This is a genomic window from Bradyrhizobium sp. ORS 278 (assembly GCF_000026145.1).
Taxonomy (GTDB): domain Bacteria; phylum Pseudomonadota; class Alphaproteobacteria; order Rhizobiales; family Xanthobacteraceae; genus Bradyrhizobium.
On record NC_009445.1, the window covers coordinates 1,920,398 to 1,946,788 of the forward strand.

The 26,391-nt window shown below is 66.8% G+C and carries 22 protein-coding genes; 21 read left to right on the forward strand and 1 reads right to left on the reverse strand.

Annotated features, from left to right (window positions below; genetic code table 11):
- Positions 1-46 precede the first annotated feature (46 nt).
- From BRADO_RS08460 to BRADO_RS08475, 4 genes are all read left to right on the forward strand, one after another.
- On the forward strand, positions 47-1,078 hold the full coding sequence (locus BRADO_RS08460) for an ABC transporter permease (RefSeq protein ID WP_011924898.1): 1,032 nt from the start codon (positions 47-49) through the stop codon (positions 1,076-1,078).
- Between the two features lie 2 nt (positions 1,079-1,080).
- The gene (locus BRADO_RS08465) at positions 1,081-1,941 is read left to right on the forward strand and encodes an ABC transporter permease (RefSeq protein WP_011924899.1); all 861 of its coding nucleotides are present in this window, start codon (positions 1,081-1,083) and stop codon (positions 1,939-1,941) included.
- A 14-nt stretch (positions 1,942-1,955) separates the two neighbouring features.
- Entirely contained in the window at positions 1,956-3,650 is a 1,695-nt protein-coding gene (nikE, locus tag BRADO_RS08470; RefSeq protein WP_050780968.1) for an ABC transporter ATP-binding protein, read from the forward strand.
- 121 nt (positions 3,651-3,771) lie between these two features.
- Positions 3,772-5,187, forward strand: coding sequence for an FAD-binding oxidoreductase (locus BRADO_RS08475; RefSeq protein WP_011924901.1), 1,416 nt, complete (start codon positions 3,772-3,774; stop codon positions 5,185-5,187).
- A 15-nt stretch (positions 5,188-5,202) separates the two neighbouring features.
- On the opposite strand, the gene BRADO_RS08480 is transcribed toward BRADO_RS08475, so the two are convergent.
- Complete coding sequence (locus tag BRADO_RS08480) at positions 5,203-6,564, reverse strand: MFS transporter (protein ID WP_371259362.1); 1,362 nt, start codon at positions 6,562-6,564, stop codon at positions 5,203-5,205.
- 353 nt (positions 6,565-6,917) lie between these two features.
- Here BRADO_RS08480 and uxuA point away from each other — a divergent pair, with 353 nt between their 5' ends.
- The 17 genes from uxuA to mmsB all read left to right on the forward strand — a co-directional run bounded on the left by uxuA (position 6,918) and on the right by mmsB (position 26,134).
- The gene (uxuA, locus tag BRADO_RS08485) at positions 6,918-8,114 is read left to right on the forward strand and encodes a mannonate dehydratase (protein ID WP_011924903.1); all 1,197 of its coding nucleotides are present in this window, start codon (positions 6,918-6,920) and stop codon (positions 8,112-8,114) included.
- A gap of 52 nt (positions 8,115-8,166) precedes the next feature.
- Positions 8,167-9,198 carry an L-idonate 5-dehydrogenase gene (locus tag BRADO_RS08490; protein WP_011924904.1) on the forward strand — a complete coding sequence of 344 codons (1,032 nt, stop codon included), beginning with the start codon at positions 8,167-8,169 and terminating at the stop codon, positions 9,196-9,198.
- Between the two features lie 17 nt (positions 9,199-9,215).
- On the forward strand, positions 9,216-10,142 hold the full coding sequence (locus BRADO_RS08495) for a sugar kinase (RefSeq protein ID WP_083795034.1): 927 nt from the start codon (positions 9,216-9,218) through the stop codon (positions 10,140-10,142).
- Complete coding sequence (gene eda / locus BRADO_RS08500; RefSeq protein ID WP_011924906.1) at positions 10,139-10,783, forward strand: bifunctional 4-hydroxy-2-oxoglutarate aldolase/2-dehydro-3-deoxy-phosphogluconate aldolase; 645 nt, start codon at positions 10,139-10,141, stop codon at positions 10,781-10,783. The genes BRADO_RS08495 and eda overlap by 4 nt, the downstream gene beginning before the upstream one ends.
- Positions 10,784-11,046: 263 nt before the next feature.
- Positions 11,047-12,012 carry a galactofuranose ABC transporter, galactofuranose-binding protein YtfQ gene (ytfQ, locus tag BRADO_RS08505; protein WP_041756252.1) on the forward strand — a complete coding sequence of 322 codons (966 nt, stop codon included), beginning with the start codon at positions 11,047-11,049 and terminating at the stop codon, positions 12,010-12,012.
- 209 nt (positions 12,013-12,221) lie between these two features.
- Positions 12,222-13,772, forward strand: coding sequence for a sugar ABC transporter ATP-binding protein (locus BRADO_RS08510; protein WP_011924908.1), 1,551 nt, complete (start codon positions 12,222-12,224; stop codon positions 13,770-13,772).
- A complete protein-coding gene (locus tag BRADO_RS08515) occupies positions 13,769-14,761 on the forward strand; it encodes an ABC transporter permease (RefSeq protein ID WP_011924909.1) in 993 nt (330 codons plus the stop codon). Before BRADO_RS08510 ends, BRADO_RS08515 begins: the two co-directional genes overlap by 4 nt.
- Positions 14,758-15,768, forward strand: coding sequence for a galactofuranose ABC transporter, permease protein YjfF (gene yjfF, locus BRADO_RS08520; RefSeq protein WP_011924910.1), 1,011 nt, complete (start codon positions 14,758-14,760; stop codon positions 15,766-15,768). The genes BRADO_RS08515 and yjfF overlap by 4 nt, the downstream gene beginning before the upstream one ends.
- Positions 15,765-16,508, forward strand: coding sequence for a FadR/GntR family transcriptional regulator (locus BRADO_RS08525; RefSeq protein WP_011924911.1), 744 nt, complete (start codon positions 15,765-15,767; stop codon positions 16,506-16,508). Before yjfF ends, BRADO_RS08525 begins: the two co-directional genes overlap by 4 nt.
- Complete coding sequence (locus BRADO_RS08530) at positions 16,505-18,241, forward strand: IlvD/Edd family dehydratase (protein WP_041756253.1); 1,737 nt, start codon at positions 16,505-16,507, stop codon at positions 18,239-18,241. Before BRADO_RS08525 ends, BRADO_RS08530 begins: the two co-directional genes overlap by 4 nt.
- Positions 18,242-18,250: 9 nt before the next feature.
- A complete protein-coding gene (locus BRADO_RS08535; RefSeq protein WP_041756254.1) occupies positions 18,251-19,180 on the forward strand; it encodes a dihydrodipicolinate synthase family protein in 930 nt (309 codons plus the stop codon).
- A gap of 3 nt (positions 19,181-19,183) precedes the next feature.
- Complete coding sequence (locus BRADO_RS08540; RefSeq protein ID WP_011924914.1) at positions 19,184-20,110, forward strand: Gfo/Idh/MocA family protein; 927 nt, start codon at positions 19,184-19,186, stop codon at positions 20,108-20,110.
- Between the two features lie 3 nt (positions 20,111-20,113).
- Positions 20,114-21,193 carry an aldose epimerase family protein gene (locus tag BRADO_RS08545; RefSeq protein WP_011924915.1) on the forward strand — a complete coding sequence of 360 codons (1,080 nt, stop codon included), beginning with the start codon at positions 20,114-20,116 and terminating at the stop codon, positions 21,191-21,193.
- Positions 21,193-22,074, forward strand: a complete 882-nt coding sequence (locus BRADO_RS08550) for an SMP-30/gluconolactonase/LRE family protein (RefSeq protein ID WP_011924916.1) — start codon at positions 21,193-21,195, stop codon at positions 22,072-22,074. Before BRADO_RS08545 ends, BRADO_RS08550 begins: the two co-directional genes overlap by 1 nt.
- A 108-nt stretch (positions 22,075-22,182) precedes the next feature.
- Complete coding sequence (gene chvE / locus BRADO_RS08555; protein WP_011924917.1) at positions 22,183-23,253, forward strand: multiple monosaccharide ABC transporter substrate-binding protein; 1,071 nt, start codon at positions 22,183-22,185, stop codon at positions 23,251-23,253.
- A 118-nt stretch (positions 23,254-23,371) separates the two neighbouring features.
- A complete protein-coding gene (gene mmsA / locus BRADO_RS08560) occupies positions 23,372-24,922 on the forward strand; it encodes a multiple monosaccharide ABC transporter ATP-binding protein (protein ID WP_041756255.1) in 1,551 nt (516 codons plus the stop codon).
- A gap of 21 nt (positions 24,923-24,943) precedes the next feature.
- Complete coding sequence (mmsB, locus tag BRADO_RS08565) at positions 24,944-26,134, forward strand: multiple monosaccharide ABC transporter permease (protein WP_011924919.1); 1,191 nt, start codon at positions 24,944-24,946, stop codon at positions 26,132-26,134.
- Positions 26,135-26,391 lie beyond the last annotated feature (257 nt).

The window sequence follows — 26,391 nt, forward strand, 5'->3', positions numbered from 1 at the left end:
TGGTGCGCCTCGCTGACGATGGATTGTTTGAGGAGACGGAAGGCCCATGGGCACGATCGGCGCAACTCTGCTGCGGGCGGGACGACGCTTCGTCTCGTCGCTGCCGGCGCTGTTCGGCGTGCTGGTCTTCACCTTCCTGCTGATGCGCGTGCTGCCGGGCGACCCGGCCGTGTTCTTCGCCTCCGGGCCCAATGCCGGCAAGGAGGAGATCGAGGTCATCCGCCGGCAGCTCGGGCTCGACAAGCCGCTGCCGAACCAGCTCGCGATCTATCTGACCGACGTCGCCCGCGGCAATCTCGGCCGCTCGATGATGACCGGCCAGGCCGTGTCGAAGGATCTCAAGGAGCGGCTGCCGGCTTCGCTGGAACTGACCTTGACGGCGCTGCTGATCGCGCTGGTTTCGGCGGTGCCGCTCGGCGTCATCGCGGCGCTCAGGCCGGGCTCGCTGGTCGATCACGGCGTGCGGCTGTTCTGCTCGCTCGGCGTCTGCGTGCCGACCTTCGTCTCGGGATTGCTGTTGATCTACGTGTTCTATTATCTGCTCGGCTTCGCACCGGATCCGACCGGGCGGATCGACATCTTCACCACGATGCCGCCGTCGCGCACCGGGTTCCTGATGATCGATTTCCTGCTCGCCGGCGATCTCGAGGGCTGGTCGGCGGCGGCGCGGCAGCTGATGCTGCCGGCCTTCACCATGGCGCTGTTCGTGATCGCGCCGCTGGCGCGCATCACCCGCGCCTCGATGCTGGTCTCGCTCGGCAGCGACTTCGTGCGCACCGCCCGCTCGGTCGGGCTGTCATGGTGGCGCATCGTCGTCACCTATGCCCTGAGGAACGCGATCCTGCCGGTCATCACCATCGCCGGCATCGTGTTCTCGACCATGCTCGGCGCGAATGTGCTGGTGGAAAAAGTGTTCTCCTGGCCGGGCGTCGCCTCCTACGCGCTCGACGCGCTGCTGGTCTCGGACTACGCACCGGTGCAGGGCTTCGTTCTGCTGATGGCGACGATCTTCGTGATCGTCAATCTGCTGGTCGATCTGCTCTACGGCATGGCCGATCCCCGCGCGACGGTGGCATGAGCATGACCACGATGGAGACGTCATCGACCTTGCGCCATACCGCTTTCGTGCTGCGCGGCAATCCGGTCACGGCGATCGCGGCCGCCGGCGCGCTGCTGCTGGCGCTGATGGCAATAGCAGCGCCGTGGCTCGCGCCCTACGATCCCATCGCCTCCGACGTGCCAGCGGCGCTGCAGCCGCCGAGCGCGGCGCACTGGTTCGGTACCGATCAGCTCGGGCGTGACGTGCTGAGCCGCCTGATCGTGGCGAGCCGGCTCGATCTCACCATCGCCGTGACGGCTGTCGCGGTGTCCTTCGCGATCGGCTCCGTCATCGGCGCGCTGTGCGGCTATACCGGCGGCCGGCTCGACAAGGCGGTCGGGCGCTTCGTCGACGTGCTGATGGCGTTCCCGCTGTTCGTGCTGGCAATGGCGATGGTTGCCGCGCTCGGCAACCGCGTCGAGAACATCGTGATCGCGACCGCGATCATCAACCTGCCGTTCTACATCCGCTTCGCGCGAGCCGAGGTGAACATCCGCCGCAACCTCGGCTGGGTCGAGGCCGCGCGTGCCTGCGGCGAAAGCCACGTCGCCGTGGTGCTGCGCTTCCTGCTGCCGAACGTGCTGCCGGCGATGGCGGTTCAGATGTCGCTCAATCTCGGCTGGGCGATCCTCAATGCCGCGGGCCTCTCCTTCATCGGCCTCGGCGTCAAGCCGCCGACGCCGGAGTGGGGCATCATGGTCGCCGAGGGCGCGCGCTTCATCTCGACGGGGCGGTGGTGGCTGGTGGCGTTCCCGGGCTTGGCACTCATGAGTGCTGTGCTGTGCTTCAACCTGCTCGGCGATGGCCTGCGCGATATCCTCGATCCCCGGATGCGCACATGACGCCGGATGTGAGAATGAACGAGCGTGGCGCATCCGAGGATGCGCACCTGATCGCGCCGTTGTTGGAAGTCGAAAACCTCAAGGTCGCCTTCTCCACGCGCCGTGGCCTCGTCGAGGCCGTGCGCGGCGTGTCGCTATCGCTGCAGCCGGGCGAGATGCTGGGTCTGGTGGGCGAGAGCGGCTCCGGCAAATCGGTGACGGGCTTTGCCATCACCCACCTGCTCGACAAGGCCGGCCGCATCACCGACGGCGCCATCCGCTTCAAGGGCCAGGACATCACCCGCGCCGGCGGCGCCGATCTGCGCAGCCTGCACGGGGCTGCGATGTCGATGATCTTTCAGAACCCGCGCGCGGCGCTGAATCCGATCCGCACCGTCGGTCAGCAGATCGCGGATGCGATCCTCGCGCATCGGCGGCTGTCGCGGCAGGAGGCGCAGGCCGAGGCGCTGCAACTCCTGAAGGCCGTGCAGATCCGCGATCCCGAACGGCGCATGAGCGCCTATCCGCACGAACTGTCGGGCGGCATGTGCCAGCGGGTGATGATCGCGATCGCGGTCTCCTGCAATCCGTCGCTGCTGATCGCCGACGAGCCGACCACCGGACTCGACGTCACCACGCAGAAGGTGGTGATGGATCTGCTTGCCCGGATCGCGGCCGAGCGCGGCATGGCGACGATCCTGATCACGCATGACCTGGGCCTCGCCGCGCGCTACTGCGCGCGCGTGGTGGTGATGGAGCAGGGCAGGCTGGTCGAGGAGGCCGAGCCGCTGACGCTGTTCCACCGGCCGCAGCATCCCTACACCAAGCGCCTGGTCGCGGCGTCGCCGACGGCGACGTCCCGCATCGAGGACCTCGTGCCCGATGGCGAGCGCATTCCGCTGGTCGAGGTGACTGCGCTGCCGCCGCCGGCACACGGCACGCCGCTGCTGCTCGACGTCAAGAACATCGTCAAGCGCTTCGACGACGGCACCATCGGCGTCGCCGATTTCTCGATGACCATGCGCGGCGGCGAGAGCGTCGGGCTGGTCGGCGAGAGCGGCTCCGGCAAGAGCACGACCTCGCGCATGATCTGCCGGCTGATCGACGCCAGCGCGGGCGAGATCCTGTTCGACGGACAATCGATCGGCCAGATCCCGGCGCGCGACTTCCATGCGAGTGCGCTGCGCAAGGACATCCAGATCGTCTTCCAGGATCCGAACGATAGCCTCAATCCGCGCTACACGGCATTCGACTGTATCGCGCATCCGCTGTTCCGGCTGATGAACATGCGCTCGGGCGACAAGCTGCGTCAGCGCGTCGAGGAATGCGCCGAGCGCGTCGGCCTGCCGCGCGAGCTGCTGTCGCGCTTTCCGCACCAGCTCTCCGGCGGCCAGAAGGCGCGCGTCGGCATTGCCCGCGCGATCGCCTGCAAGCCGCGGCTCCTGGTGCTGGACGAGCCGACCGCCGCGCTCGACGTCTCCGTGCAGGCGGTGGTGCTGCAGCTTCTCAACAAGCTCAGGCGCGAGGACAATCTCGCCTTCCTGTTCGTCAGCCACGATCTCAACGTCGTGCGCATGATGTGCGACCGCACGATCGTGCTGCGCACCGGCGCCATCGTCGAGCAGGGCGAGAGCCGCGCGCTGTTCGCCAATCCGCAGACCGACTACACTCGCGAGCTGGTCGACGCGGTTCCTCACATCGCCCCGCCGATGGCGCTGGCGACGGTCTGATCCTCAACCCATAACAATCGATTATGGACGGCGGACAACTTGGTATTGGGGGCAATGCCGCCCATCCTGTTAGTTTGCGGTCATCGCAAAACGATCACCGACAAGGGTCTCCGCGCGCGTCATGACGAAGCTGATCACCACGTTGCAGGGTCTTGTCGGAGCCGCTCATGTCCTGACCGCGCCCGAGGATCAGGCGAGTTATCTGCGCGACTGGCTCGGCAAGTATAATGGTGCAGCGATTGCCGTGGTGAGGCCCGCGTCGACCGAAGAGGTCGCGGCCGTGATGGCGGCCTGCGCCGAGGCGGGTGTCGCCGTGGTGCCGCAGGGCGGTCACACCAGCCTGTCCGGCGGCGCCACGCCGGATGCGAGCGGCAGCGCGATCGTGCTGTCGCTGTCGCGGATGAACAGGATTCGCGCGGTCGATGCGATCGGACAGACCATGGTGGCCGACGCCGGGGTCGTGCTCGCCAAGGTGCAGGATGCCGCGCGCGAGGCGGGCCTGTTCTTTCCGCTGAGCCTTGGCTCCGAGGGCAGCTGCACCGTCGGGGGCAATCTCGCGGCCAATGCCGGCGGCGTCGCCGTGCTGCGCTATGGCGTGATGCGCGAACTCACGCTCGGGCTCGAAGTCGTGCTGCCGGACGGGCGCATCTGGGACGGCCTGCGCTCCCTGCGCAAGGACAACACCGGCTATGCGCTGCGCGATCTCTTCATCGGTTCGGAAGGCACGCTCGGCATCATCACGGGCGCGGTGCTGAAGCTGTTCCCGCAGCCGACCGCCCGCGCCACGGCCTTCGTAGCGGTCGCCGATGCGGCCGCCGCCCTCAAGCTGCTGCAGAGGTCGCGCGCCCGTTGCGGCGATCGCCTGACGGCATTTGAATTCCTCACCGCAGCGACGCTGGAAATGATCATGCGGCAAATTCCGGACGCGCGGCTGCCGTTCGCGGCAGTGCCTGAGGCGGCCGTGCTGATCGAATTGAGCGATATCGGCGAGGAGGCCGCGCTGACGGCCCGCCTCGAGACCACGCTGACCGACGCCATGACGGAGGGACTTGTCGCCGACGCCGTCATCGCGCAGGACGGCACCCAGGCCAAGGCGTTCTGGCGCGTGCGCGAGAGCGTGTCGGAAGCCCTGGTGCGTGAGGGCAAGGCGCTGAAGCACGACGTCGCCGTGCCCGTGGCCGAGATCGCCGATTTCGTCGATGTCATGGACGCGGTGGTCGGTGCGGCGCTGCCCGGCATCCGCCCCATGGTGTTCGGCCATCTCGGCGACGGCAATCTGCACTACAATCTGATGCGCCCGCTCGACATGAGCGAGGCCGAGTTCTACGAGCGCGGCCCGCGCATCACCCGCCTCGTCCACGACGAGATCACCCGCCGGCGCGGCTCGATCAGCGCCGAGCACGGCATCGGCCAGCTCCGTACCGCCGAGATGCCGCTGTGCAAGCCGCCGCTCGAGCTTGAGCTGATGCGTCAGCTCAAGCGTACGCTCGATCCCCGCGGGCTGATGAACCCGGGCAAGCTGCTGCCGAACGTGTAATTCGGCTTCGCTGCCTCAATCCGCCTCGTAGCCATACACCTCCGGCAGGATGAAGATCGCGGCGAGCAGGCCGGCCAGCGGGAAGATCGCGACGAACAATGTCGCATTGGCCTGGCCGATCGCGGTGAACAGCGCGGGGAACAGGAAGATCGCCAGGAACGACGGCAGCTTCACGAACATGTAGGCGAAGCCGCTGGCGGTGCCGCGATAGCGCGGGCGCGCCACCATGGTCGGGATGGTCATGCAGTTGGAAGCGTCCCAGTAATGGCCCCACAGCATGGCGGCGGCGGCGAACGGCAGGATGATGGTGTGTCCGGTGTAGAGCGCGCCGGCGGCCACGATCAGTGACACCAGCACGATCGCGAAGCCGGCGATGCCGATGCCGCGATGGCCGATCCGGGGCGTCAGCAGCGGCCCGACCCAGCCGGAGACGGCGGCGAGACAGAACAGCGCCATCGTGACGAGGTTGTTGCCGAGCGTGGTGGAGACGCCAACCATCGTGAACAGCACCGGCAGATAGAACCCGAAAGTGGCGAATTCGGCGCCTTGGGCGAAGCAGGCGATCCAGCCGTAGATCGTCGCGCGCCAGCGGATCGGATCCTTGCGCAGGTCGGAGAGGAAATCCCATGTGCTCGGCTTTTCGACAACCATGTCCTGGTTCGGCAGCATCGGGAGATCGTCGTTGTACATCTGCCGCGCCACGTCCTTGGCCTCGCGGAAGCGGCCGTGTTGCACCAGCCAGACGGCGGTCTCCGGAACGTCGTGGCGCAGGAACAGGATGATCAGCGCCGGCACCGCGCCGAGCCCGAGGGTGACGCGCCAGACCGTCTCGTGGTTGATCTCGGCAATCAGGAACAGCGCGATCACGCCGAGCGTCAGCACCTCGCCGACCGCGAACATGAACTGCCAGCGATTGCCCATCACCTCGCGCTGGCCCTTGGCCATCGACTCCATGATATACGTGTAGCCGGTCGAGATGTCGCTGCCGAGCGGCAGGCCGAGCAGGAAGCGGATGACGATCAGCCACGCGACGTTGGGAACGAAGGCCTGCGCCACGGCCAGCACCACGAACATCGTCATCGTCCCCAAGAACATCCAGCGGCGGCCGATCTTGTCCGACAGCCAGCCGCCGAGCAATGCACCGATGAGTGCGCCGCCCTGCGTGCCGGCGGCGGCGAGGCCAAGCTCCAGCGGGCCGGGATTGAACTGCTCCTTGATGAAGATCAGCACGAAGGCGATCGAATAGAGATCCCAGGCCTCGACCAGGATCGAGGCCATCATCAGCCAGCCGACGCGATTGCCCTTGGGGCTGTAGTTCTGGATCAGATAGCGGACGGCGTTGTCGATCGTGGTGCGCTGCGGGGCGATGTCGGTCATCGTTGCGACGCTCATGGCGGGTCCTTTCACGAAGCCGAACGGCGGCGCGCAGCGCGTCCGCGGCGAAGGTCGCGCGGAGGGGATCGGTCGTCGTTCCAGTATCCGACTGCTTTGACGGCTGAGATCGATCAAGGTTCCATTGCTTTACCCTGCCGCATGACATTGTGGTCTGCGGTCGGCGCCGTCGCTGCCCGTGCGGGACTCCGTGCGCGCGTTCAACGGCTGATACAGCGAGCTGGTCGCGACGTATGATCGGCGTCGCAGGCGCCAAGCCCATTTCATGACGCAAAGCAGTGTGATCGATAGGCTGGAATCGGCGCGCGACAGGCCGGCGGACGCAGGGAGGGAATGAGATGCAACAGACGTGGCGCTGGTTCGGACCGGAGGATCCCATCACCCTGCCGCAGGTCCGCCAGACCGGCGCGACCGGCATCGTCACGGCGCTGCATCACATTCCCTATGGCGAGGTGTGGAGCACCGACGAGATCATCAGACGCCTCGGGATGATCGAGCAAGACTCGTCATTGCGATTGCGGTGGAGCGTTGTCGAAAGCCTGCCGGTGTCGGAGGCGATCAAACTGGGCGAAGGTGATCTCACCCCGCTGTTCGACAATTATCGGCAGTCGCTGCGCAACCTCGCGGCCTGCGGCATCACCACCGTGTGCTACAATTTCATGGCCGTGCTGGACTGGACGCGGACGGAGCTTGCGCATCGCCTGCCGGGCGGCGCCACGGCGCTGCGCTTCGACATGGATCGTCTCGCCGCATTCGACTGCTATATCCTGGAGCGCCCAGGCGCCGAGGCCGAGTTCTCCGCCGACGTGCTCGACCGCGCCAAGGCGTGGGTGGCGCAGGCCTCGGAATCCGACAAGGACCGGCTGCTCGCGACCATCATGGCGGGCCTGCCCGGCGCCTATGAGCGCTACGACGTGCCCGGCCTGCGCCGCATGCTGGAGAAGTACCGTGGCATCGGCCATGCCGAGCTACGCGCCAACTACGCGCGCTTCCTGCGCGAGGTTGTGCCGACGGCGGAGGATTGCGGCGTCAGCCTGTGCGTGCATCCGGACGATCCGCCGCGCGACCTGTTCGGTTTGCCGCGCGTGGTGTCGTCGGCCGATGATCTGCAGTTCATCGTCGATGCCGCGCCGTCGAAGTCGAACGGCCTCACCTTCTGCACCGGCGCGCTCGGCGCCGGCGGCCAGAACAACGTGCCGGCGATGGCCGCGCGCTTCGCGCCGCACATCCGCTTCGTACATTTGCGCAACGTCACCAAGATGCTCGACGGCTCCTTCATGGAGGCGGAGCATCTGCGCGGCGATGTCGACATGGTTAACGTGGTCACGATGTTGTTGACGGAGCAGGCCCGCCGCAAGACGGAGGGCGAGCCGGACTGGCGTATCCCGTTCCGGCCCGATCACGGTCATGAGCTGGCCGACGACATCGGCCGCGGCACCCATCCCGGCTATCCGCTGGTCGGCCGGCTCAAGGGCCTTGCCGAGATCCGAGGCGTAATGACGGCGGTGGCGGCCATCAACCGCTTGCCGGTCTGATCGCGTCGTGATCTAGGATCGACGGAGAAGACCAGACAGGGAGACCCGGCCCATGCGTGCCGTCGTGATTCACGCGCCCAAGGATCTGCGCATCGACAGCTTCCCCGACCCGGCGCCGGAGGCGGGCCAGGTCCGGGTCAAGATCGAGGCCGGCGGCATCTGCGGGTCGGACCTGCATTATTACCATCATGGCGGCTTCGGCACGGTGCGCATCAAGCAGCCGATGGCGCTCGGCCATGAAATCGCGGGCGTCGTCGCCGCGGTCGGCGCCGGCGTGACCGGCCTCGCCGAGGGCACGCGTGTCGCCGTCAATCCAAGCCTGCCGTGCGGCCACTGCGCCTATTGCCGCGAGGGCCTGCGCAACCAGTGCCTGGACATGCGCTTCATGGGCAGCGCGATGCGCGACCCGCACGTGCAGGGCGGCTTTCGCGAGTTCGTCACCGTCGATGCCTCGCAGGCGGTGCCGATCGCGCCGTCACTGTCGCTGGGTGAGGCCGCGATGGCCGAGCCGCTGTCGGTGTGCTTGCATGCCGCGCATCAGGCCGGCTCGCTGCTCGGCAAGCGCGTGCTGGTGACCGGCTGCGGCCCGATCGGCGCGCTGTCGATCCTGGTCGCGCGCTATGGCGGCGCGGCCGAAATCGTGGCCACCGACGTCGCCGAGGCGCCGCTTGCCGTGGCGCGCAAGCTCGGCGCCAGCCACGCTGTCAACGTCGCCGCGGAGCCATCCGCGCTCGATCCCTGGCGCGTGGGGAAGGGCACCTTCGACGTGCTGTTCGAGGCGTCCGGCAACCAGGCCGCGCTGCGCGCAGCGCTCGACGTGATGAGGCCGGGCGGGGTCATCGTCCAGCTCGGGCTCGGCGGCGAAATGACATTGCCGCTCAACACGCTGGTCACGAAGGAGCTGCAATTGCGCGGCACCTTCCGGTTCGACCGCGAATTCGATCTGGCGGTGCGGCTGATGGGCGAGGGGCTGCTCGACGTGAAGCCGCTGATCTCAGCCACGCTGCCGTTCCAGGAGGCAATTTCCGCCTTCGAGCTCGCCAGCGATCGAAGCCGCGCGATGAAGGTTCATTTGACGTTTTAACGAGCGGATTGATGCCGATGAGAGTCGCCTGCATCGGAGAGTGCATGGTGGAGTTCGCGCAGGAGGACGGAAGTCTGTTCCGGCGCGGTTTTGGCGGCGACACGCTCAACACGGCGCTCTATCTGTCCCGTCTCGGCGTGCCGACGTCCTATGTGACGGCCCTCGGCGACGATCCGCTGAGCGCGATGATGCTGGCGGCCTGGCGGGCCGAGGGCATCGACACCGCGGAGGTGCTGCGGGTCGAGGGCCGCGTGCCCGGCCTCTACATGATCGAGCGCGACGCCAGGGGCGAACGCAGCTTCTTGTATTGGCGCGACCGTGCGCCGGCGCGCGAGCTGTTCGACCGCGCCGACCGCGACATGCTCGACCGACTCTCGCGCTTCGACTGGATCTATCTCTCCGGCATCAGCCTGTCGCTGTATGGCGAGACCGGCAAGGCCAAGCTGCGCGAGCTGCTCACGGTGGCGCGCAAGCGCGGGGCGCGCGTGGTGTTCGACGGCAACTACCGGCCGCGCGGCTGGGCCAGCCGCGAGATGGCGCAGCGCGCGTTTCGCGCCATCATGCCGCTGGTCGACATCGCGCTGCCGACGCTCGAGGACGAGCAGATGCTGTTCGGCGACGTCGATGCCTCGGTCTGCCTGCGCCGCTTCAGGGACGCGGGTGTCGGCGAGGTCGTCATCAAGCGCGGCCCGCGTGGCTGCCTGATCCATGCCGAGGGCGTGCTGGTCGACATCGCGCCGCCCGCGGTGCTGCAGCCGATCGACACGACGGCTGCTGGTGATTCCTTCAACGCAGGATACCTCGCTGCTCGGATCAAGGGCGCGCCGCCGCGCAAGGCGGCGTTGGCGGGGCATCGGCTCGCGGGTGCGGTGATCATGGCGCCAGGCGCGGTGATTCCGGCGGCGGCGATGCCGCGGGACATTCTGGCACTGAGCGAGGCGTGATGAGCAATCCGGACAATCGCGCGAAGCTCGATGCGGTGTTTGCGCTCGCGCCGGTGATCCCGGTGATCACGATCGAGGACGCGGCCCAGGCCGTGCCGCTCGCGCGCGCGCTCGTCGCGGGTGGACTTCGGGTCATCGAGATCACCTTGCGGACTCAGGCGGGCTTCGATGCCGCGCGCGCGATCATCGGCGAGGTGCCGGAGGCCAAGGTCGGCATCGGCACGGTGCTGACTCCGGCAGACTACGAGCGCGCGGCGAAGCTCGGCGCGGCCTTCGCGATCAGTCCGGGGATGTCGATCGAGCTGCTCGACGCCGCCAGCTCAGGCGATCTGCCGTTTGCGCCGGGCATCCAGACGCCGTCCGATCTGATCGCCTGCGTGACGCGCGGCTATGAGCTCGTGAAGTTCTTCCCTGCTGTCCCAGCCGGCGGCCTCGCCGCGCTCGATGCATTGGCCGGACCCTTCCCGAGCGTCCGCTTCTGTCCGACCGGTGGCATCAATGCCGCCAACGCCGCACAGTGGCTCGCGCACAAGAAGGTCGTTGCGATCGGCGGCTCCTGGGTCGCACCGGCGGCCGACATCAAGGCCGGCGCCTGGGTCGCGATCCAGCAGCGCGCCCGCGAGGCAACGGCATTGCGCTGATGCGTCTCTCTCCAAATCGCCTGCCGATATCCCGCCGACATCCCGCCGACATCCCGCCGACGTGGTGCTGCGCTCTGGCGCGGCAGGCGCGCTCAGGTGCGCACCGTCCACAAAAAGTATTACAGTAAAATAATATGACTAGTCAGGGCCGAGGTTCCGTGGAATAACGGGCCCGTCAGCCATCGAGGCTGGCAAGAACGGTGCGAAGACACCGCTGTGAGCGGCGCCGCGCCTAAACAGATACTTTGTGGAGAGAACGCCTAATGACCCTGAAAGCCCTCTTTGCGGCCTCGGCAACGGCCGCCTTGCTGCTTGCGACCTCCGCCAGCGCCGCTGAGCTGACCGTCGGCTTTTCGCAGATCGGCTCCGAATCCGGCTGGCGCGCCGCCGAGACCTCGGTGTCGAAGTCGGAAGCCACCAAGCGCAAGATCAATCTGAAGATCGCCGACGCCCAGCAGAAGCAGGAAAACCAGATCAAGGCGATCCGCTCCTTCATCGCTCAGGGCGTGGACGCGATCTTCCTGGCGCCGGTCGTGGCCTCGGGCTGGGACGCCGTGCTGAAGGAAGCCAAGGAAGCCAAGATCCCGGTCGTGCTGCTCGACCGCGACATCGATCCCTCCGGCAAGGACCTGTATCTGACCGCCGTCACCTCGGACAGCGTCCATGAGGGCGAGGTCGCCGGCGAGTGGCTCGCCAAGACCGTCGGCGGCAAGGAGTGCCACGTCGTCGAGCTGCAGGGCACGGTGGGCGCCAGCGTCGCCACCAACCGCAAGAAGGGTTTTGACGCCGTCATCGCCAAGAACGCCAACCTGAAGGTCGTGCGCAGCCAGACCGGCGACTTCACCCGTGCCAAGGGCAAGGAAGTGATGGAAAGCTTCATCAAGGCGGAGAACGGCGGCAAGTCGATCTGCGCCGTCTACGCCCACAACGACGACATGATGGTCGGCGCGATCCAGGCGATGAAGGAAGCCGGCCTGAAGCCGGGCAAGGACATCCTGACCGTCTCGATCGACGCGGTGCCGGACATCTTCAAGGCGATCGCGGCCGGAGAGGCCAACGCGACAGTCGAGCTGACGCCGAACATGGCCGGCCCGGCCTTCGATGCGATCGTCGCCTTCAAGGAGAAGGGCACGGTTCCGCCGAAGTGGATCCAGACCGAGTCGAAGCTCTACACCTCGGCCGACGAGCCGATGAAGGTCTACGACAGCAAGAAGGGCCTGGGCTACTGAGGCCAAGTCTGCGTTGTTGCCGTCGTCCTGGCGAACGCCAGGACCCATAACCACCGATGCCGATGAGGACCGCGGTATTGGCCAAGTGCCTCAATCGACTAGTCCGCGGTATGGGTCCCGGCTTTCGCCGGGACGACGGAGATAGCTCGCTGGCGTCCGCGCGTGTCGCGGACGTCGGAATGTTGGCCAAGTAGTCCGTGTAGTCCTTCATGTCTGATCCCTCAGCTCCGCCGGCGACGCGCCCAGCCCTGCTGGAGATCCGCGGCCTGTCCAAGAGCTTCGGCGCGCTGAAAGCGCTCGATGGCGTCGATTTCACCCTCGGCGAAGGCGAGATCCACGCGCTGCTCGGCGAGAACGGTGCCGGCAAATCGACCCTGATCAAGGTGGTCACCGGCGTGTTCGCGCGCGATGCCGGCACGGTCCGGCTCGCCGGGCGCGAGATCGCGCCGCGCTCGGCCAAGGACGCCGTCGATGCCGGCATCGCCACCGTCTACCAGGAAGTGAACCTGCTGCCGAACCTGTCGGTGGCGCAGAATCTCTATCTGGGTCGCCAGCCGACGCGCTTTGGCGTCGTACGCGAAGGCGAGATGAAGCGGCGCGCGCGTGCGATGCTACTGGATTATGGCCTCGACATCGATGTCGGTGCGCCGCTGTCGAGCTACTCGGTCGCGGTCCAGCACATCACGGCTATCGCGCGCGCGGTCGATCTCTCCGCGCGGGTGCTCATTCTCGACGAGCCGACCGCGAGCCTCGATCGCCACGAGGTCGAAATCCTCTTCAGCGTGATGCGCAAGCTGGCAGATCGCGGCATCGGCATCATCTTCGTGAGCCATTTCCTCGATCAGGTCTATGAAATCTGCGACCGCGTCACCGTGCTTCGCAACGGCCGCCTGATCGGCTCGCGCGACATCACCGACCTGCCGCGGCTCGATCTGATCCGCATGATGCTGGGACGTGAGCTTGCCGAGACCACGCATGAGCGTGCCGCGAGCCAGCCCGACACGGCGCGCGAGATCTGTGTGAGCTTCAAGGGATTCGGCAAACAGGGCTATGTCGCCCCGTTCGACCTCGAACTGCGCCGCGGCGAGGTCGTCGGGCTCGCCGGCCTGCTCGGCTCCGGCCGCACCGAGACGGCGCGGCTGGTGTTCGGCGCCGAGCGCGCCGACAGCGGCGAGGCGACGATCGACGGCAAGACCATCAAGCTGAATTCGCCGCGCGACGGCGCGGGTCTCGGCTTCGGCTATTGCCCGGAGGAGCGCAAGACCGAGGGCATCGTCGCCGATCTCACCGTGCGCGAGAACATCGTGCTGGCGCTGCAGGCGCGGCGCGGGCTGCACCGGCCGCTGTCGCGGCGCGAGCAGGACGAGATCGCGATGCGCTACATCCGCATGCTCGACATCCGGCCGCCGGATCCGGAGCGGCCGATCGGGCTGCTGTCGGGCGGCAACCAGCAGAAGGCGCTGCTGGCGCGTTGGCTCGCGACCTCGCCGAAGCTGCTGGTGCTCGACGAGCCCACGCGCGGCATCGACGTCGGGGCGCATGCCGAGATCATCCGTCTCGTCCGCGAGCTGTGCGAGCAGGGCCTGGCGCTGCTCGTGATCTCCTCCGAGCTCGATGAGATCGTGACCTACTCGAACCGCGTCGTCGTGCTGCGGGACCGCGCGCATGTCGAGGAGCTGAAGGGCGACGCGGTCGAGGTCTCGAGCATTCTCGCGGCGATCGCCGCCGACACCGCGCCGGCGCAAGAGGCCGCATCATGACGCTCCGCATTCCCCGCCGCGGCATGGCGCAGGCGCTGGCGCTGATCGTCATCCTGATGATCGATCGCCTGGTGTCGCCGCAGTTCTTCAACCTGCATCTGCAGGACGGGCGGCTGTTCGGCAGCGTGATCGACGTGCTCAACCGCGGCACCCCCGTGGCGCTGCTGTCGCTCGGCATGGTGCTGGTGATCGCCACCGGCGGCATCGATCTCTCGGTCGGCGCGGTCATGGCGATCGCGGGCGCCACTGCGGCCAGCCTCGCCGATACTCATTCCTTGCCGGTGGTGATTGCCTCCGCGCTCGCCGTCGGCCTTGCCTGCGGCTTGTGGAACGGCATCCTCGTCGCCGTGCTGCGCATCCAGCCGATCGTCGCCACCCTGATCCTGATGGTCGCGGGCCGCGGCATCGCGCAGCTGATCACCGAGGGCCGCATCGTCACCTTCACCTCGCCTGATCTCGTCTGGATGGGCAACGGCGCCGTCCTCGGCCTGCCGACCCCGGTGGTGATCGCCCTGGGCATGCTGCTGGTGACGGCCGCGGTCGTACGCGGCAGCGCGCTCGGCCTGCTGATCGAGGCGACCGGCGGCAACGCCCGCGCCAGCGAGCTGTCGGGTGTCGGCACCCGCGCCATGATCCTGTCGGTCTATGTCTGGTGCGGCCTGTGCGCGTCGCTCGCCGGCGTGATCGCCGCGGCGGACATCATGGGCGCCGATGCCAACAACGCCGGGCTCTGGCTGGAGCTCGACGCCATCCTCGCGGTCGTGATCGGCGGCACCTCGCTGTTCGGCGGCCGCTTCAGCCTGGTGCTGGCGGTGGCCGGCGCGTTGATCATCCAGGCCATGAACACCGGCATTCTGCTCTCCGGCTATCCGCCGGAGCTCAATCTGCTGGTCAAGGCCGTCGTCGTGCTCGCCGTGCTGCTGGCGCAGTCGCCGCGGCTCGGCGATCTCTCGCGCTTCACCGCGCGCTGGCGGAGGACCAAGCCATGAAGGCGTCGACCCCGGTTGCGATCACCGCCTTCGTGCTGGTCGCCGGCTTCGCGCTGTGCGCGCTGCAATTCCCGAATATCGCCTCGACCCGGGTGGTGGCCAATCTGCTCACCGACAACGCCTTCCTCGGCATCGTCGCGGCCGGCATGACCTTCGTCATCATTTCCGGCGGCATCGATCTCTCGGTCGGCTCGGTGATCGGCTTCACCACCGTGTTCGTGGCGCTGGCCGTCGAGCGCTGGGGCATTCCGCCGTTCGCGGCGTTTGCGCTGGTGCTCGTTCTGTGCGCGCTGTTTGGCGCCGCCATGGGCGCCGTGATCCACGTCTTCGAGCTGCCGCCGTTCATCGTCACGCTCGCCGGCATGTTCCTCGCGCGTGGCGTCAGCTTCCTGCTCTCGACCGAGTCGATCCCGATCACCGCGCCGATCTACAGCGCTGTTTCGGATTTTGCGATCCGGCTGCCCGGCGGCGGGCGGCTCACCGCGATCGCGATCGCGATGCTCGTCATCCTGGTGCTCTGCGCACTGCTGCTGCACCTGACGCGGTTCGGCGCCAACGTCTATGCCCTCGGCGGCAGCCGTGCTGCCACCGCACTGATGGGCATCCCCGTCGGGCCGATGACCATCCGGATCTATATGTTGTCCAGCGTGCTTGCGGGCCTCGCGGGCATGGTCTTCTCCTTCTATACCGCTGCCGGATATTCGCTGTCGGCTGTCGGCGTCGAACTCGACACGATCGCGGCGGTCGTGATCGGCGGAACCTTATTGACGGGCGGGCAAGGCTCCGTCATCGGTACCTTCCTTGGCGTCCTGATCCAGGGCATGATCCAGACCTACATCAATTTCGACGGGACGCTGTCGAGCTGGTGGACCAAGATCGCGACGGGGGTTCTGTTGTTCGTCTTCATTGCGCTGCAGCAAGGTCTGATGGCGCTCGCGCGCCGCTCGTCGCTTAAACCGGCAGGGACCAGGCTTGCGGAGGCCAGGCCGGCCGGGGCGCCGACATGACGTCGCCGCATATCGTCTCGATTCCGACCCGACGCGCCCATTCCAACCACGCCGAGGTCGCCCGCAGCATCGGTATCGACATCATCTCGGGCCGCCTCGGCGAGGGGGCGCGTCTGCCGGGCGATGCCGAGCTGACGGCGACGTTCGGCGTCTCCAGGCCGGTGCTGCGTGAGAGCGTGAAGACGCTGGTCGCGAAGGGGCTGCTTTCAACCAAGGCGCGCGTCGGCACCGTGGTGCGCGAGCGCGCGGCCTGGAACATGTTCGATCCGGACGTGCTGGCGTGGCATCTCGACGCGGGAATCGACAAGCGCTTCCTCGCGGACCTTGCGGAGATCCGGCTGGCCATCGAGCCGCGCGCCGCCGCGCTGGCGGCTGAACGGCGCAGCGAGGACGACATTGCCGCGATGCGCAAGGCGATGGCGCAGATGGAGCGCGAGCCGTCGACCTCGGTGGCCTTTGCTGAAGCCGATCTGGCGCTGCACATCGCGGTCGCCAACGCCTCCGGCAATCCCTTCATGCGCTCGATCGGCGCGGTCATCGAGGCCGCGCTGCGCGCCTCCTTCGTGCTCAGCGCGCCGGTCGAGATCGCCGATCGCGACACCGTTCTGGTCTGGCACCAGCGCATCATCGATGCGATCGCCGACGGCAATCCCGAGGGCGCCTCGGAAGCCATGATCGAAGTCATCTATAACGGCCGGCGGCGTCATGCGCAGTCGGCTGCACGAACGGACCAGGAATGAGCAACGACAAGTCAGACAAGCAGCTGCGCAGCCAGGCGTGGTTCGGCCGCCAGGACAAGATGGGCTTCTATTATCGCTCGTTCCTCAAGAACAGCGGCACGCCGCAGGATCGATTCGAAGGCCGTCCGGTCATCGGCATCTGCAACACCTGGTCGGAGCTGACGCCCTGCAACGCGCATTTCCGTGTCATCGCCGAGCACGTCCGCCAGGGCGTGCTCGATGCCGGCGGGTACCCACTCGAATTCCCGGTCTCCTCGCTCGGCGAGGTGACGATGCGCCCGACCGCGATGCTGTTCCGCAACCTCGCCTCGATGGATGTCGAGGAGGCGATCCGCGCGCATCCGCTGGACGGCGTCGTGCTGTTGATGGGCTGTGACAAGACCACGCCGGCGCTGTTGATGGGCGCGGCCTCGGCCGACCTGCCGGCGATCGGCGTCTCCGGCGGGCCGCAGTTGCGCGGCGTTTATCGCGGCCAGATCATCGGCTCCGGCACCAACATCATCTCGATGAGCGAGCAACTGCGCGCCGGCGAGATCACCTTGAAGGAATTCCACGAGGCCGAGGCCGGCATGAACCGCTCCGCTGGCAGCTGCATGACCATGGGCACGGCCTCGACGATGGCCTCGATGGTCGAGGCGCTCGGCATCGGCCTGCCGGAGAATGCCGCGATTCCCGCCGCCGACGCGCGCCGCAACCTGCTCGCGCGCATGGCCGGCCGGCGCATTGTCGAGATGGTTAACGAAGACCTCAAGCCGTCGGACATTCTCACCCGCCAAGCATTCGAGAATGCGATCCGCACGCTGGCCGCGATCGGCGGCTCGACCAATGCGGTCGTGCACCTGCTCGCAATCGCGGGCCGCGTCGGCGTCGAGCTTTCGCTGGACGATTTCGACCGGCTGTGCCGCGACGTGCACTGCCTCGTCGATCTGATGCCGTCGGGCCGCTTCCTGATGGAGGATTTCTACTACGCCGGCGGTCTGCCGGCGGTGCTGCGCGCGCTCGGCGAGCGCGGCCTGCTGCACAAGGACGCGCGCACGGTCAACGGCAAGACGCTGTGGGAGAACGTCTCCGAAGCGCCGAACTACAATGCCGAGGTGATCACGCCGTTCGAGACGCCGTTCAAGACCGAGGCCGGCATCGCGATCCTCACCGGCAACCTCGCGCCGAACGGCGCGGTCATCAAGCCGTCGGCGGCCTCGCCGGAGCTGATGAACCACACGGGACGCGCGGTGGTGTTCGAGAGCGTCGAGGAGATGCATGACGCTGTTGACGACGACACTCTCGACATCGACGCCTCCTGCATCATGGTGCTGAAGAACTGCGGGCCGAAGGGCTATCCGGGCATGGCCGAGGTCGGCAACATGCCGCTGCCTGCAAAAGTGCTGCGCCAGGGTGTGCGCGACATGATCCGCATTTCAGACGCGCGGATGTCCGGCACTGCCTACGGGACGGTGGTGCTGCATGTCGCACCGGAGGCCACCGTCGGCGGACCGCTGGCGCTGGTGAAGAACGGCGACATGATCACGCTCGACGTGCCCGGCCGTCGGCTGCATCTGCATGTCAGCGACGAGGAGCTGGCCGCGCGCCGCGCCGCCTGGACGCCGCCGAAGCCGCACGCGGAGCGGGGCTATCAGAAGCTCTACATCGATCACGTGCTGCAGGCCGATCGCGGCGTGGATTTCGACTTCCTGGTCGGCCGCACCGGCTCGCCGGTGCCGCGCGACAATCACTAAGAGGTGCCCATGACCGCTTCATCCAGAAAGCTTTACAAGGGCGTCTTCCCGGTCGCGCCGACCATCTTCGACGCCGACGGCCGTCTCGACCTCGAGGGCCAGAAGCGCGCGATCGACTTCATGATCGATGCCGGTTCGCACGGCATCTGCATCCTCGCGAATTTCTCCGAGCAGTTCGTGCTGACCGACGACGAGCGCGATCTCGTCATGACGACGGTGCTGGAGCATGTCGCCGGCCGCGTGCCGGTGATCGTCACCACCACGCATTTCTCGACCTTCGTCTGTGCCGAGCGCTCGCGCCGCGCGCAGGACAAGGGCGCCGCGATGGTCATGGTGATGCCGCCCTATCACGGCGCCACCTTCCGCGTGCCCGACAGCTCGATCTACGAGTTCTATCGCGGCGTGTCGGATGCGATCTCGATCCCGATCATGGTGCAGGACGCGCCGGTCGCGGGCACCCCGCTGTCGGTGCCGCTGCTCGCGCGCATGGCCAAGGAGATCGAGAACCTCGCTTATTTCAAGATCGAGGTGCCGCGCGCCGCCGACAAGCTGCGCGCGCTGATCGAGGCGGGCGGCGCTGACATCCAGGGCCCGTGGGACGGCGAGGAGGCGATCACCCTGATGGCCGATCTCGATGCCGGCGCGACCGGCGCGATGACCGGCGGCGGCTATCCCGACGGCATCAGAAAGATCATCGATCCCTATTTCGCAGGCGATCGCGACGCTGCTGCCGCGGCCTATGAGCGCTGGCTGCCGCTGATCAACTACGAGAACCGGCAGTGCGGGCTTGCGACCTGCAAGATCCTGATGAAGGAGGGCGGCGTGATCAAGCACGACACGCTGCGCAGCCCCCAGCCGCCGATCCACCCGGCCACCCAAAAGGGCCTGATCGAGATCGCGCGCCGGCTCGACCCGCTCGTGCTGCGCTGGGGACGCTGAGCCATGAGCGAGCTTCGTGTCGCCATCGTCGGCTTCGGCAAGATCGCCAGGGATCAGCACGTGCCGGCAATCGCCGCCACCGAGGGCGTGACCCTGACGGCGGTGGCGAGCCGCAACGCGTCGCTGCCCGGCCTGCCGCATTTCGGCTCGATCGAGGAACTGTTGCGCGACGGGCCGGAGATCGACGCGGTCTCGCTGTGCACGCCGCCGCAGGTGCGCCGCGCCCAGGCATTGGTCGCGCTCGAGGCCGGCAAGCATGTGATGCTGGAGAAGCCGCCGGGCGCCGCCGTGAGCGAGCTCGATCCGCTGATCGCGCTGGCCGCCAACAAGCAGCGCACGTTGTTCGCGACCTGGCATTCGCGCTACGCGCCGGCCGTCGAGCCTGCGCGCGAATGGTTGGCTTCGCGCGAGATCCGCAGCGTGCGGATCGACTGGAAGGAAGACGTCCGCGTCTGGCATCCCGGGCAGGCCTGGATCTGGGAGCCGGGCGGGCTCGGCGTGTTCGATCCCGGCATCAACGCTCTGTCGATCCTGACGCGCATCCTGCCCGAGCCGGTGTTCGTCACCGAGGCCGAGTTGGCGTTCCCGTCGAACTGCCAGGCGCCGATCGCGGCCAATTTGTCGATGTCCACGGCCAGCGATCTGCCGATCGCGGCCGAGTTCGACTTCCGCCAGACCGGGCCGCAGAGCTGGGACATCCGCATCGAGACCGACGCCGGTCAGCTCAAGCTCTCGCTCGGCGGCGCGCGCATGTCGGCCGACGACCAGGTGATGGTCGACGAAAAGGAGCGTGAATATCCTGGCCTGTATCATCGCTTCGTCGAGCTGACGAAGAGCGGGACAAGCGACGTGGATCTCGCGCCGCTGCGGCTCGTGGCCGACGCCTTCCTGCTCGGCCGCCGCGCGGTCGTCGAGCCGTTCGAGGACTGAATCATGGCGGAGGCAGATATCTCCAGGGATGTGTTTGGCAGCCTGCCCGACGGCCGAGAGGTCGAGCGCGTCACCTTGCGGGGCGCCGGCGGCTTCGAGGCGCGGATCATCACGTTCGGTGCGGCGCTGCAGACCCTCCTGGTGCCGGACGCGCAAGGTACCGTCGACGACGTCGTGCTCGGCCACGACGATCTGCTGAGCTACGTCAAGCTGCGGAAGTTCTTCGGCGCGACGGTCGGACGCTACGCCAACCGGATCGCCAAGGCGCGCTTTATGCTCGACGGCGAGGAGATCCGCCTCGACGCCAACAATGGTCCCCACGCCTTGCATGGCGGCCCCGATGGCTTCGACCGCAAGCTCTGGCAGATCGTCGCCATCGACGACGGTCCACAGCCCTCCGTCACGATGCTTTACGTCAGCGCCGACGGCGAGGCCAACTATCCCGGGCGGCTCGACGTCCGCGTCACCTATCGGCTGACCGGTCCGACCGAACTGGCCATCAGCTTCAGCGCCCGGACGACCCGCACGACGGTCGTCAACCTGACCAATCACAGCTTCTTCAATCTCGACGGCCTGGCCGCGGGCACCGACATTCTCGACCATCGTCTGACGCTCGCGGCCGACCACTATCTCGCGATCGACGAGACCGCGATCCCGCTGGAGGGACCACCGCAATCCGTGATCGGCACGCCGTTCGACTTTCGCGAGGCCCATCCGGTCGGCGCGCGAATCCGTGCCGATGACGCGCAGATCAAGTGCGGCCGCGGCTACGACCACAATTTCTGTCTGCGAGCCGGCGAGGGCGTCCGCCTGGCGGCGCGGGTGGAGTCGCCACGCTCTGGACGGGTCATGGAGCTGCTCACGGATCAGCCCGGCCTGCAGATCTATTCCGGCAACTACATCGACGCGACCGTCAGCGGCAAGGGACGCGTCTATCGCCAGTCCGACGCGATCTGTCTGGAGCCGCAGGTGTGGCCGGACAGCCCGAACCGGCCGGACTTCCCGAGCGCGCGGCTTTCGCCGGAGGACGTCTATCGGCACGAGACGGTCTATCGCTTCTCGACCGCGGGAGCGGCCGCATGATGGAGCAGGTGCCAACCACCGTGCTCTGCGCCGAGCATTGCCATCTCGGTGAGGGGCCGACCTATGATCCGGCCTCGGACACGGCGTGGTGGTTCGACATTCGCGAGGGCGTGCTGTTCGAGGCCAAGCTCGGCAGCGGCGATGTGCGCCGCCATGCGCTCGGCCGGATGGCGAGCGCGCTCGGTCGCATCGATGCCGGCCGGCAGCTGATCGTTGCCGAGGACGGGCTCTACATCCGCACCATCGCCGACGGGGCGCTGTCGCTGTACCTGCCGCTCGAGGCCGACAATTCGGCGACGCGGTCGAATGACTCGCGCGTTCATCCCTCCGGCACGTTCTGGATCGGAACCATGGGCCGCAAGGCCGAGCGCGGGCTGGGCGCGATCTACGCCCTGCATCGCGGCGAGATCACACGCCTGTTCGCGAACGTCACCATTCCGAACGCGATCTGCTTCTCTGCCGACGGCGCGATCGGCTATTTCGCGGATACCGAAGAGAACGAGCTGTACCGCGTCGCGCTGGATCCGGAGACAGGACTGCCGCGCGGCGAGCCCGAGCTGCTGCTGCGCCATGCCGGCGTCGGCGGCCTCGACGGCGCGGTGGTCGACGCCGAGGGACGGATCTGGAATGCCCGCTGGGGCGGCGGTTGTGTCGACGTCTACAGCCCGCAGGGCGAGCATCTGCGGAGCATTGTGGTTCCAGCCCGCCAGGCCAGTTGTCCGGCCTTCGTCGGCGAGAACCTGTCACGCCTGCTGGTCACCTCGGCCTGGCAGGACATGGACGCGGCGGCCAAGCAAGCCGATCCGGGCCATGGCCAGACTTTTCTGCTCGACGTCGGCGCCCGGGGGCGCGCCGAGCCTGACGTCCTGCTGTCGATCTGAGAGGAGAAACAATCAGTCAAGCATCGTTCAGCCTAACAGCCAACTGGCATCAGCATACGCGATCGCGTATGTGTTATTGAAACCTGAAAATCCAAGAGGGAGTGAAGCATGCTGAATTTCAAGACCATCATGGCCGCCGCACTGGCCGGCCTCGGCGCCCTGGCGCTGTCCAGCGCCGCCATGGCCCAGAGCAAGGGGACCGTCGGCATCGCGATGCCGACCAAATCCTCGGCGCGCTGGATCGATGACGGCAACAACATCGTCAAGGTGCTGAAGGATCGCGGCTACGCCACCGACCTGCAATATGCCGAGGACGATATTCCGAACCAGCTCTCGCAGATCGAGAACATGGTGACCAAGGGCGCCAAGGTGCTGGTCATCGCCGCGATCGACGGCACCACGCTGTCGGACGTGCTGAAGCAGGCCAAGGCCAAGGGCATCACCGTGATCGCCTACGACCGCCTGATCCGCGATACGCCGAACCTCGATTACTACGCGACCTTCGACAACTTCCAGGTCGGCGTGCTGCAGGCGCAGTCCATCGTCGACAAGCTGGGCCTGAAGGACGGCAAGGGTCCGTTCAATATCGAGCTGTTCGGCGGCTCGCCGGACGACAACAACGCCTACTTCTTCTACAATGGCGCGATGTCGGTGCTGCAGCCCTACATCGACTCCGGCAAGCTCGTGGTCGCCTCCGGCCAGACGGGCATGGACAAGGTTGCGACCCTGCGCTGGGACGGCGCCACCGCCCAGGCCCGCATGGACAACCTGCTCAGCGCCTTCTACGGCAAGAAGCGTGTCGACGCGGTGCTGTCGCCCTATGACGGCCTCTCGATCGGCATCATCTCCTCGCTGAAGGGCGTGGGCTACGGCAGCGCCGATCAGCCGATGCCGGTGATCTCCGGCCAGGACGCCGAGGTGCCGTCGATCAAGGCGATGCTGCGCGGCGACCAGTACTCGACCATCTTCAAGGACACTCGCGATCTCGCCAAGGTGACCGCCGACATGGTCGACGCCTCGCTGGCCGGCAAGGAAGTCCCGGTCAACGATACCAAGACCTACAACAACGGTGTCAAGGTCGTGCCGTCCTACCTGCTGAAGCCGGTCGTGGTCGACAAGAGCAACTGGGAGAAGGTCCTGATCGACAGCGGCTACTACAAGAAGGCGCAGTTCCAGTGATCCCGGCCTAAGAGACGAACAACCCTCTCCCCGGTTTCCGGGGAGGGGGTTATCTTGTCGCGCGGCGGGGGGCGAGCGGCGTCAGAACAGAGTGGCGTCAGAACAGAGATATGAGACGATGACCGCAATCCTGGAAATGCGCAACGTCAGCAAGAGCTTCGGCAACGTGCAGGCCTTGCGTGACGTCAGCTTCACCGTCGAGCCCGGCGAGATTCACGCGCTGGTCGGCGAGAACGGCGCCGGCAAGTCGACCCTGATGAAGGTGCTGAGCGGCGTCTATCCGCACGGCCGTTACGAAGGCCAGATCATCTTCGAGGGCGAGGAGCGAAAATTCCGCGACATCAATGATTCCGAGGCGCTCGGCATCATCATCATCCACCAGGAGCTCGCGCTGATTCCGCTGATGTCGATCGCGGAGAACATCTTCCTGTCGCACGCGCCGTCCCGCTTCGGTGTCATCGATCGCGACGAGGTCTACCGCCGGACGCAGCAATTGCTGGCTCAGGTGGGTCTGAAAGAATCGCCGGATACGCTGATCACCGATCTCGGCGTCGGCAAGCAGCAGCTGGTCGAAATCGCCAAGGCGCTGTCCAAGCGCGTCAAGCTTTTGATCCTCGACGAGCCGACCGCCAGCCTCAACGAGGCCGACAGCCAGGCGCTGCTCGACCGTCTCGTCAAATTCCGCGAGCAGGGCATCTCGTCGATCCTGATCACGCACAAGCTCAACGAGGTCGCCCGCGTCGCCGACCGCATTACCGTGCTGCGCGACGGCCGCAGCGTCGACGGCATCGACTGCCGCGCCGAGCCGGTCCTGGAGGACCGCATCATCAAGAGCATGGTCAACCGCGACATGGCGCACCGCTTTCCCGAGCGGCAGCCGAAGATCGGCGAGCCGGTGTTCACCGTCGAGAACTGGACGGTGTTCCATCCACAGCACCCGGACCGCCGCGTCATCAAGAACGTCGACTTCGAGGTGCGCCGTGGCGAGATCGTCGGCATTGCCGGACTGATGGGCGCCGGCCGCACCGAGTTCGCGATGAGCCTGTTCGGCCGCTCGTGGGGCGTGAACATCTCGGGCCGCGCCCGGCTGGAGGGCCACGACGTCAATCTCACTAGCGTGCCCGCGGCGATTGACGCCGGCCTCGCCTATGTCACCGAGGACCGCAAGCAGCTCGGCCTGATCCTGGCCGACGACGTCCGCAAGAACATCACCCTTGCCAGCCTGGATCAGGTCGCGCCGAAGGGGGTGATCGACGACATCGCCGAGCTCAAGGCGGCGTCCGGCTACCGCGGCCGCATGCGCATCCGCTGCTCGGACGTCTACCAGGAGGCCGGCCAGCTCTCCGGCGGCAACCAGCAGAAGGTCGTGCTGTCGAAATGGCTGATGACGGATCCCAAGGTGTTGATCCTGGACGAGCCGACCCGTGGCATCGACGTCGGCGCCAAATATGAGATCTACTGTATCATCCAGGAGCTTGCGGATGCCGGCCGGGGTGTGGTGGTGATCTCGTCGGAAATGCCGGAGCTGCTCGGAATCTGCGACCGGATCTGCGTCATGAACGACGGCGCCTTCGTCGGCGAGTTCGCAGGGCCGGACGCGACGCAGGAAAAGATCATGCGCGCCATCATGCGCAACGAAGCCATTACGAACCAGGAGACGGCCGCCTAAGCGGCCGGGAGGACACCAGCCATGACCGACAAGACGGTTTCACTCCCGGAAGAGAAGCCCCACGCCGGCTTCCTGAAGAACAATCTGCGCAGCTACGGCATGCTGATGTCGCTGTTCGTCATTATGCTGTTCTTCCAGATCATGACCGACGGCACCTTGCTGCAGCCGCTCAATCTCACCAACTTGGTGCTGCAGAACAGCTACATCGTCATCATGGCGCTGGGCATGCTGCTGGTGATCGTCACCGGGCATATCGACCTCTCGGTCGGCTCGGTCGCGGGCTTCGTCGGCGCGGTCGCGGCCGTGCTGATGGTGCGCTACCACGTCGACTTTCCGCTCGCCATCATCGCCTGCCTGATCGTCGGCGGCGCGATCGGCGCGGCGCAGGGCTATTGGGTGGCCTATTTCGGCATCCCCTCCTTCATCGTGACCCTGGCCGGCATGCTCGTGTTCAAGGGCCTGGCGCTGGCGCTGCTGCAGGGGCAGTCGGTCGGCCCGTTCCCGGCGACGTTCCAGAAGCTCTCCTCGGGGTTCATTCCGGAGTTGTTTCCGGGCGCCGGTAATCTCAACCCGACGTCGCTCGCGATCGGCGCGATTCTTACGCTCATCCTGGTCTATGCCAGCGTCAAGGGCCGCGCGCGCGAGGTCGAGCACGGCATCGAGGTCGAGCCGTTCGGCGTCTTCGCCGCCAAGAATGTCGTGCTGGCCGGCGTGCTGATGTACTTCACCTATCTGATCGCCTCGCATCGCGGCCTGCCCAACGTGCTGGTCATCATGACCGCGCTGATTGCGCTGTACGGCTTCATGACGCGCCGCACCGTCGTCGGCCGGCAGATCTACGCGGTCGGCGGCAATGCCAAGGCAGCCAAGCTGTCGGGCATCAAGACCGAGCGGCTGGTGTTCCTGACCTTCGTCAACATGGGCGTCCTGGCGGCGCTGGCCGGCCTGATCTTCGCGGCACGCCTCAACACCGCGACGCCGAAGGCCGGTCTCGGCTTCGAGCTCGACGTCATCGCGGCCTGCTTCATCGGCGGCGCCTCGGCCTATGGCGGCGTCGGCCGCGTCGGTGGCGCGGTGATCGGCGCCATGATCATGGGCGTGATGAACAACGGCATGTCGATCCTGGGCATCGGCATCGACTATCAGCAGGTCATCAAGGGCCTGGTGCTGCTCGGCGCCGTCTGCATCGACGTCTACAACCAGCGTCGCTGACGCGAGCGACGCTCCTGCCTTCGGAGCCTGCCGGCCGCGGCCGGCGGGCGCAGATGGCGTCGCAACAAGGTTCCGGCGCCCGACGACGTCAGAGCATCTTTTCAGCCTCATACGTTTTGCCGTGCACACAATGCGCCCGCCATCGTACGGGCCCGTGGCCGTCCCGTAGTCTTGCGGGCCGCCAGTCCGTGAATTGGCACGGATTTCCTTAACGGACGCGTTGCTATCAGCCCTGGCTCAATCGTCAGGCTGATCAC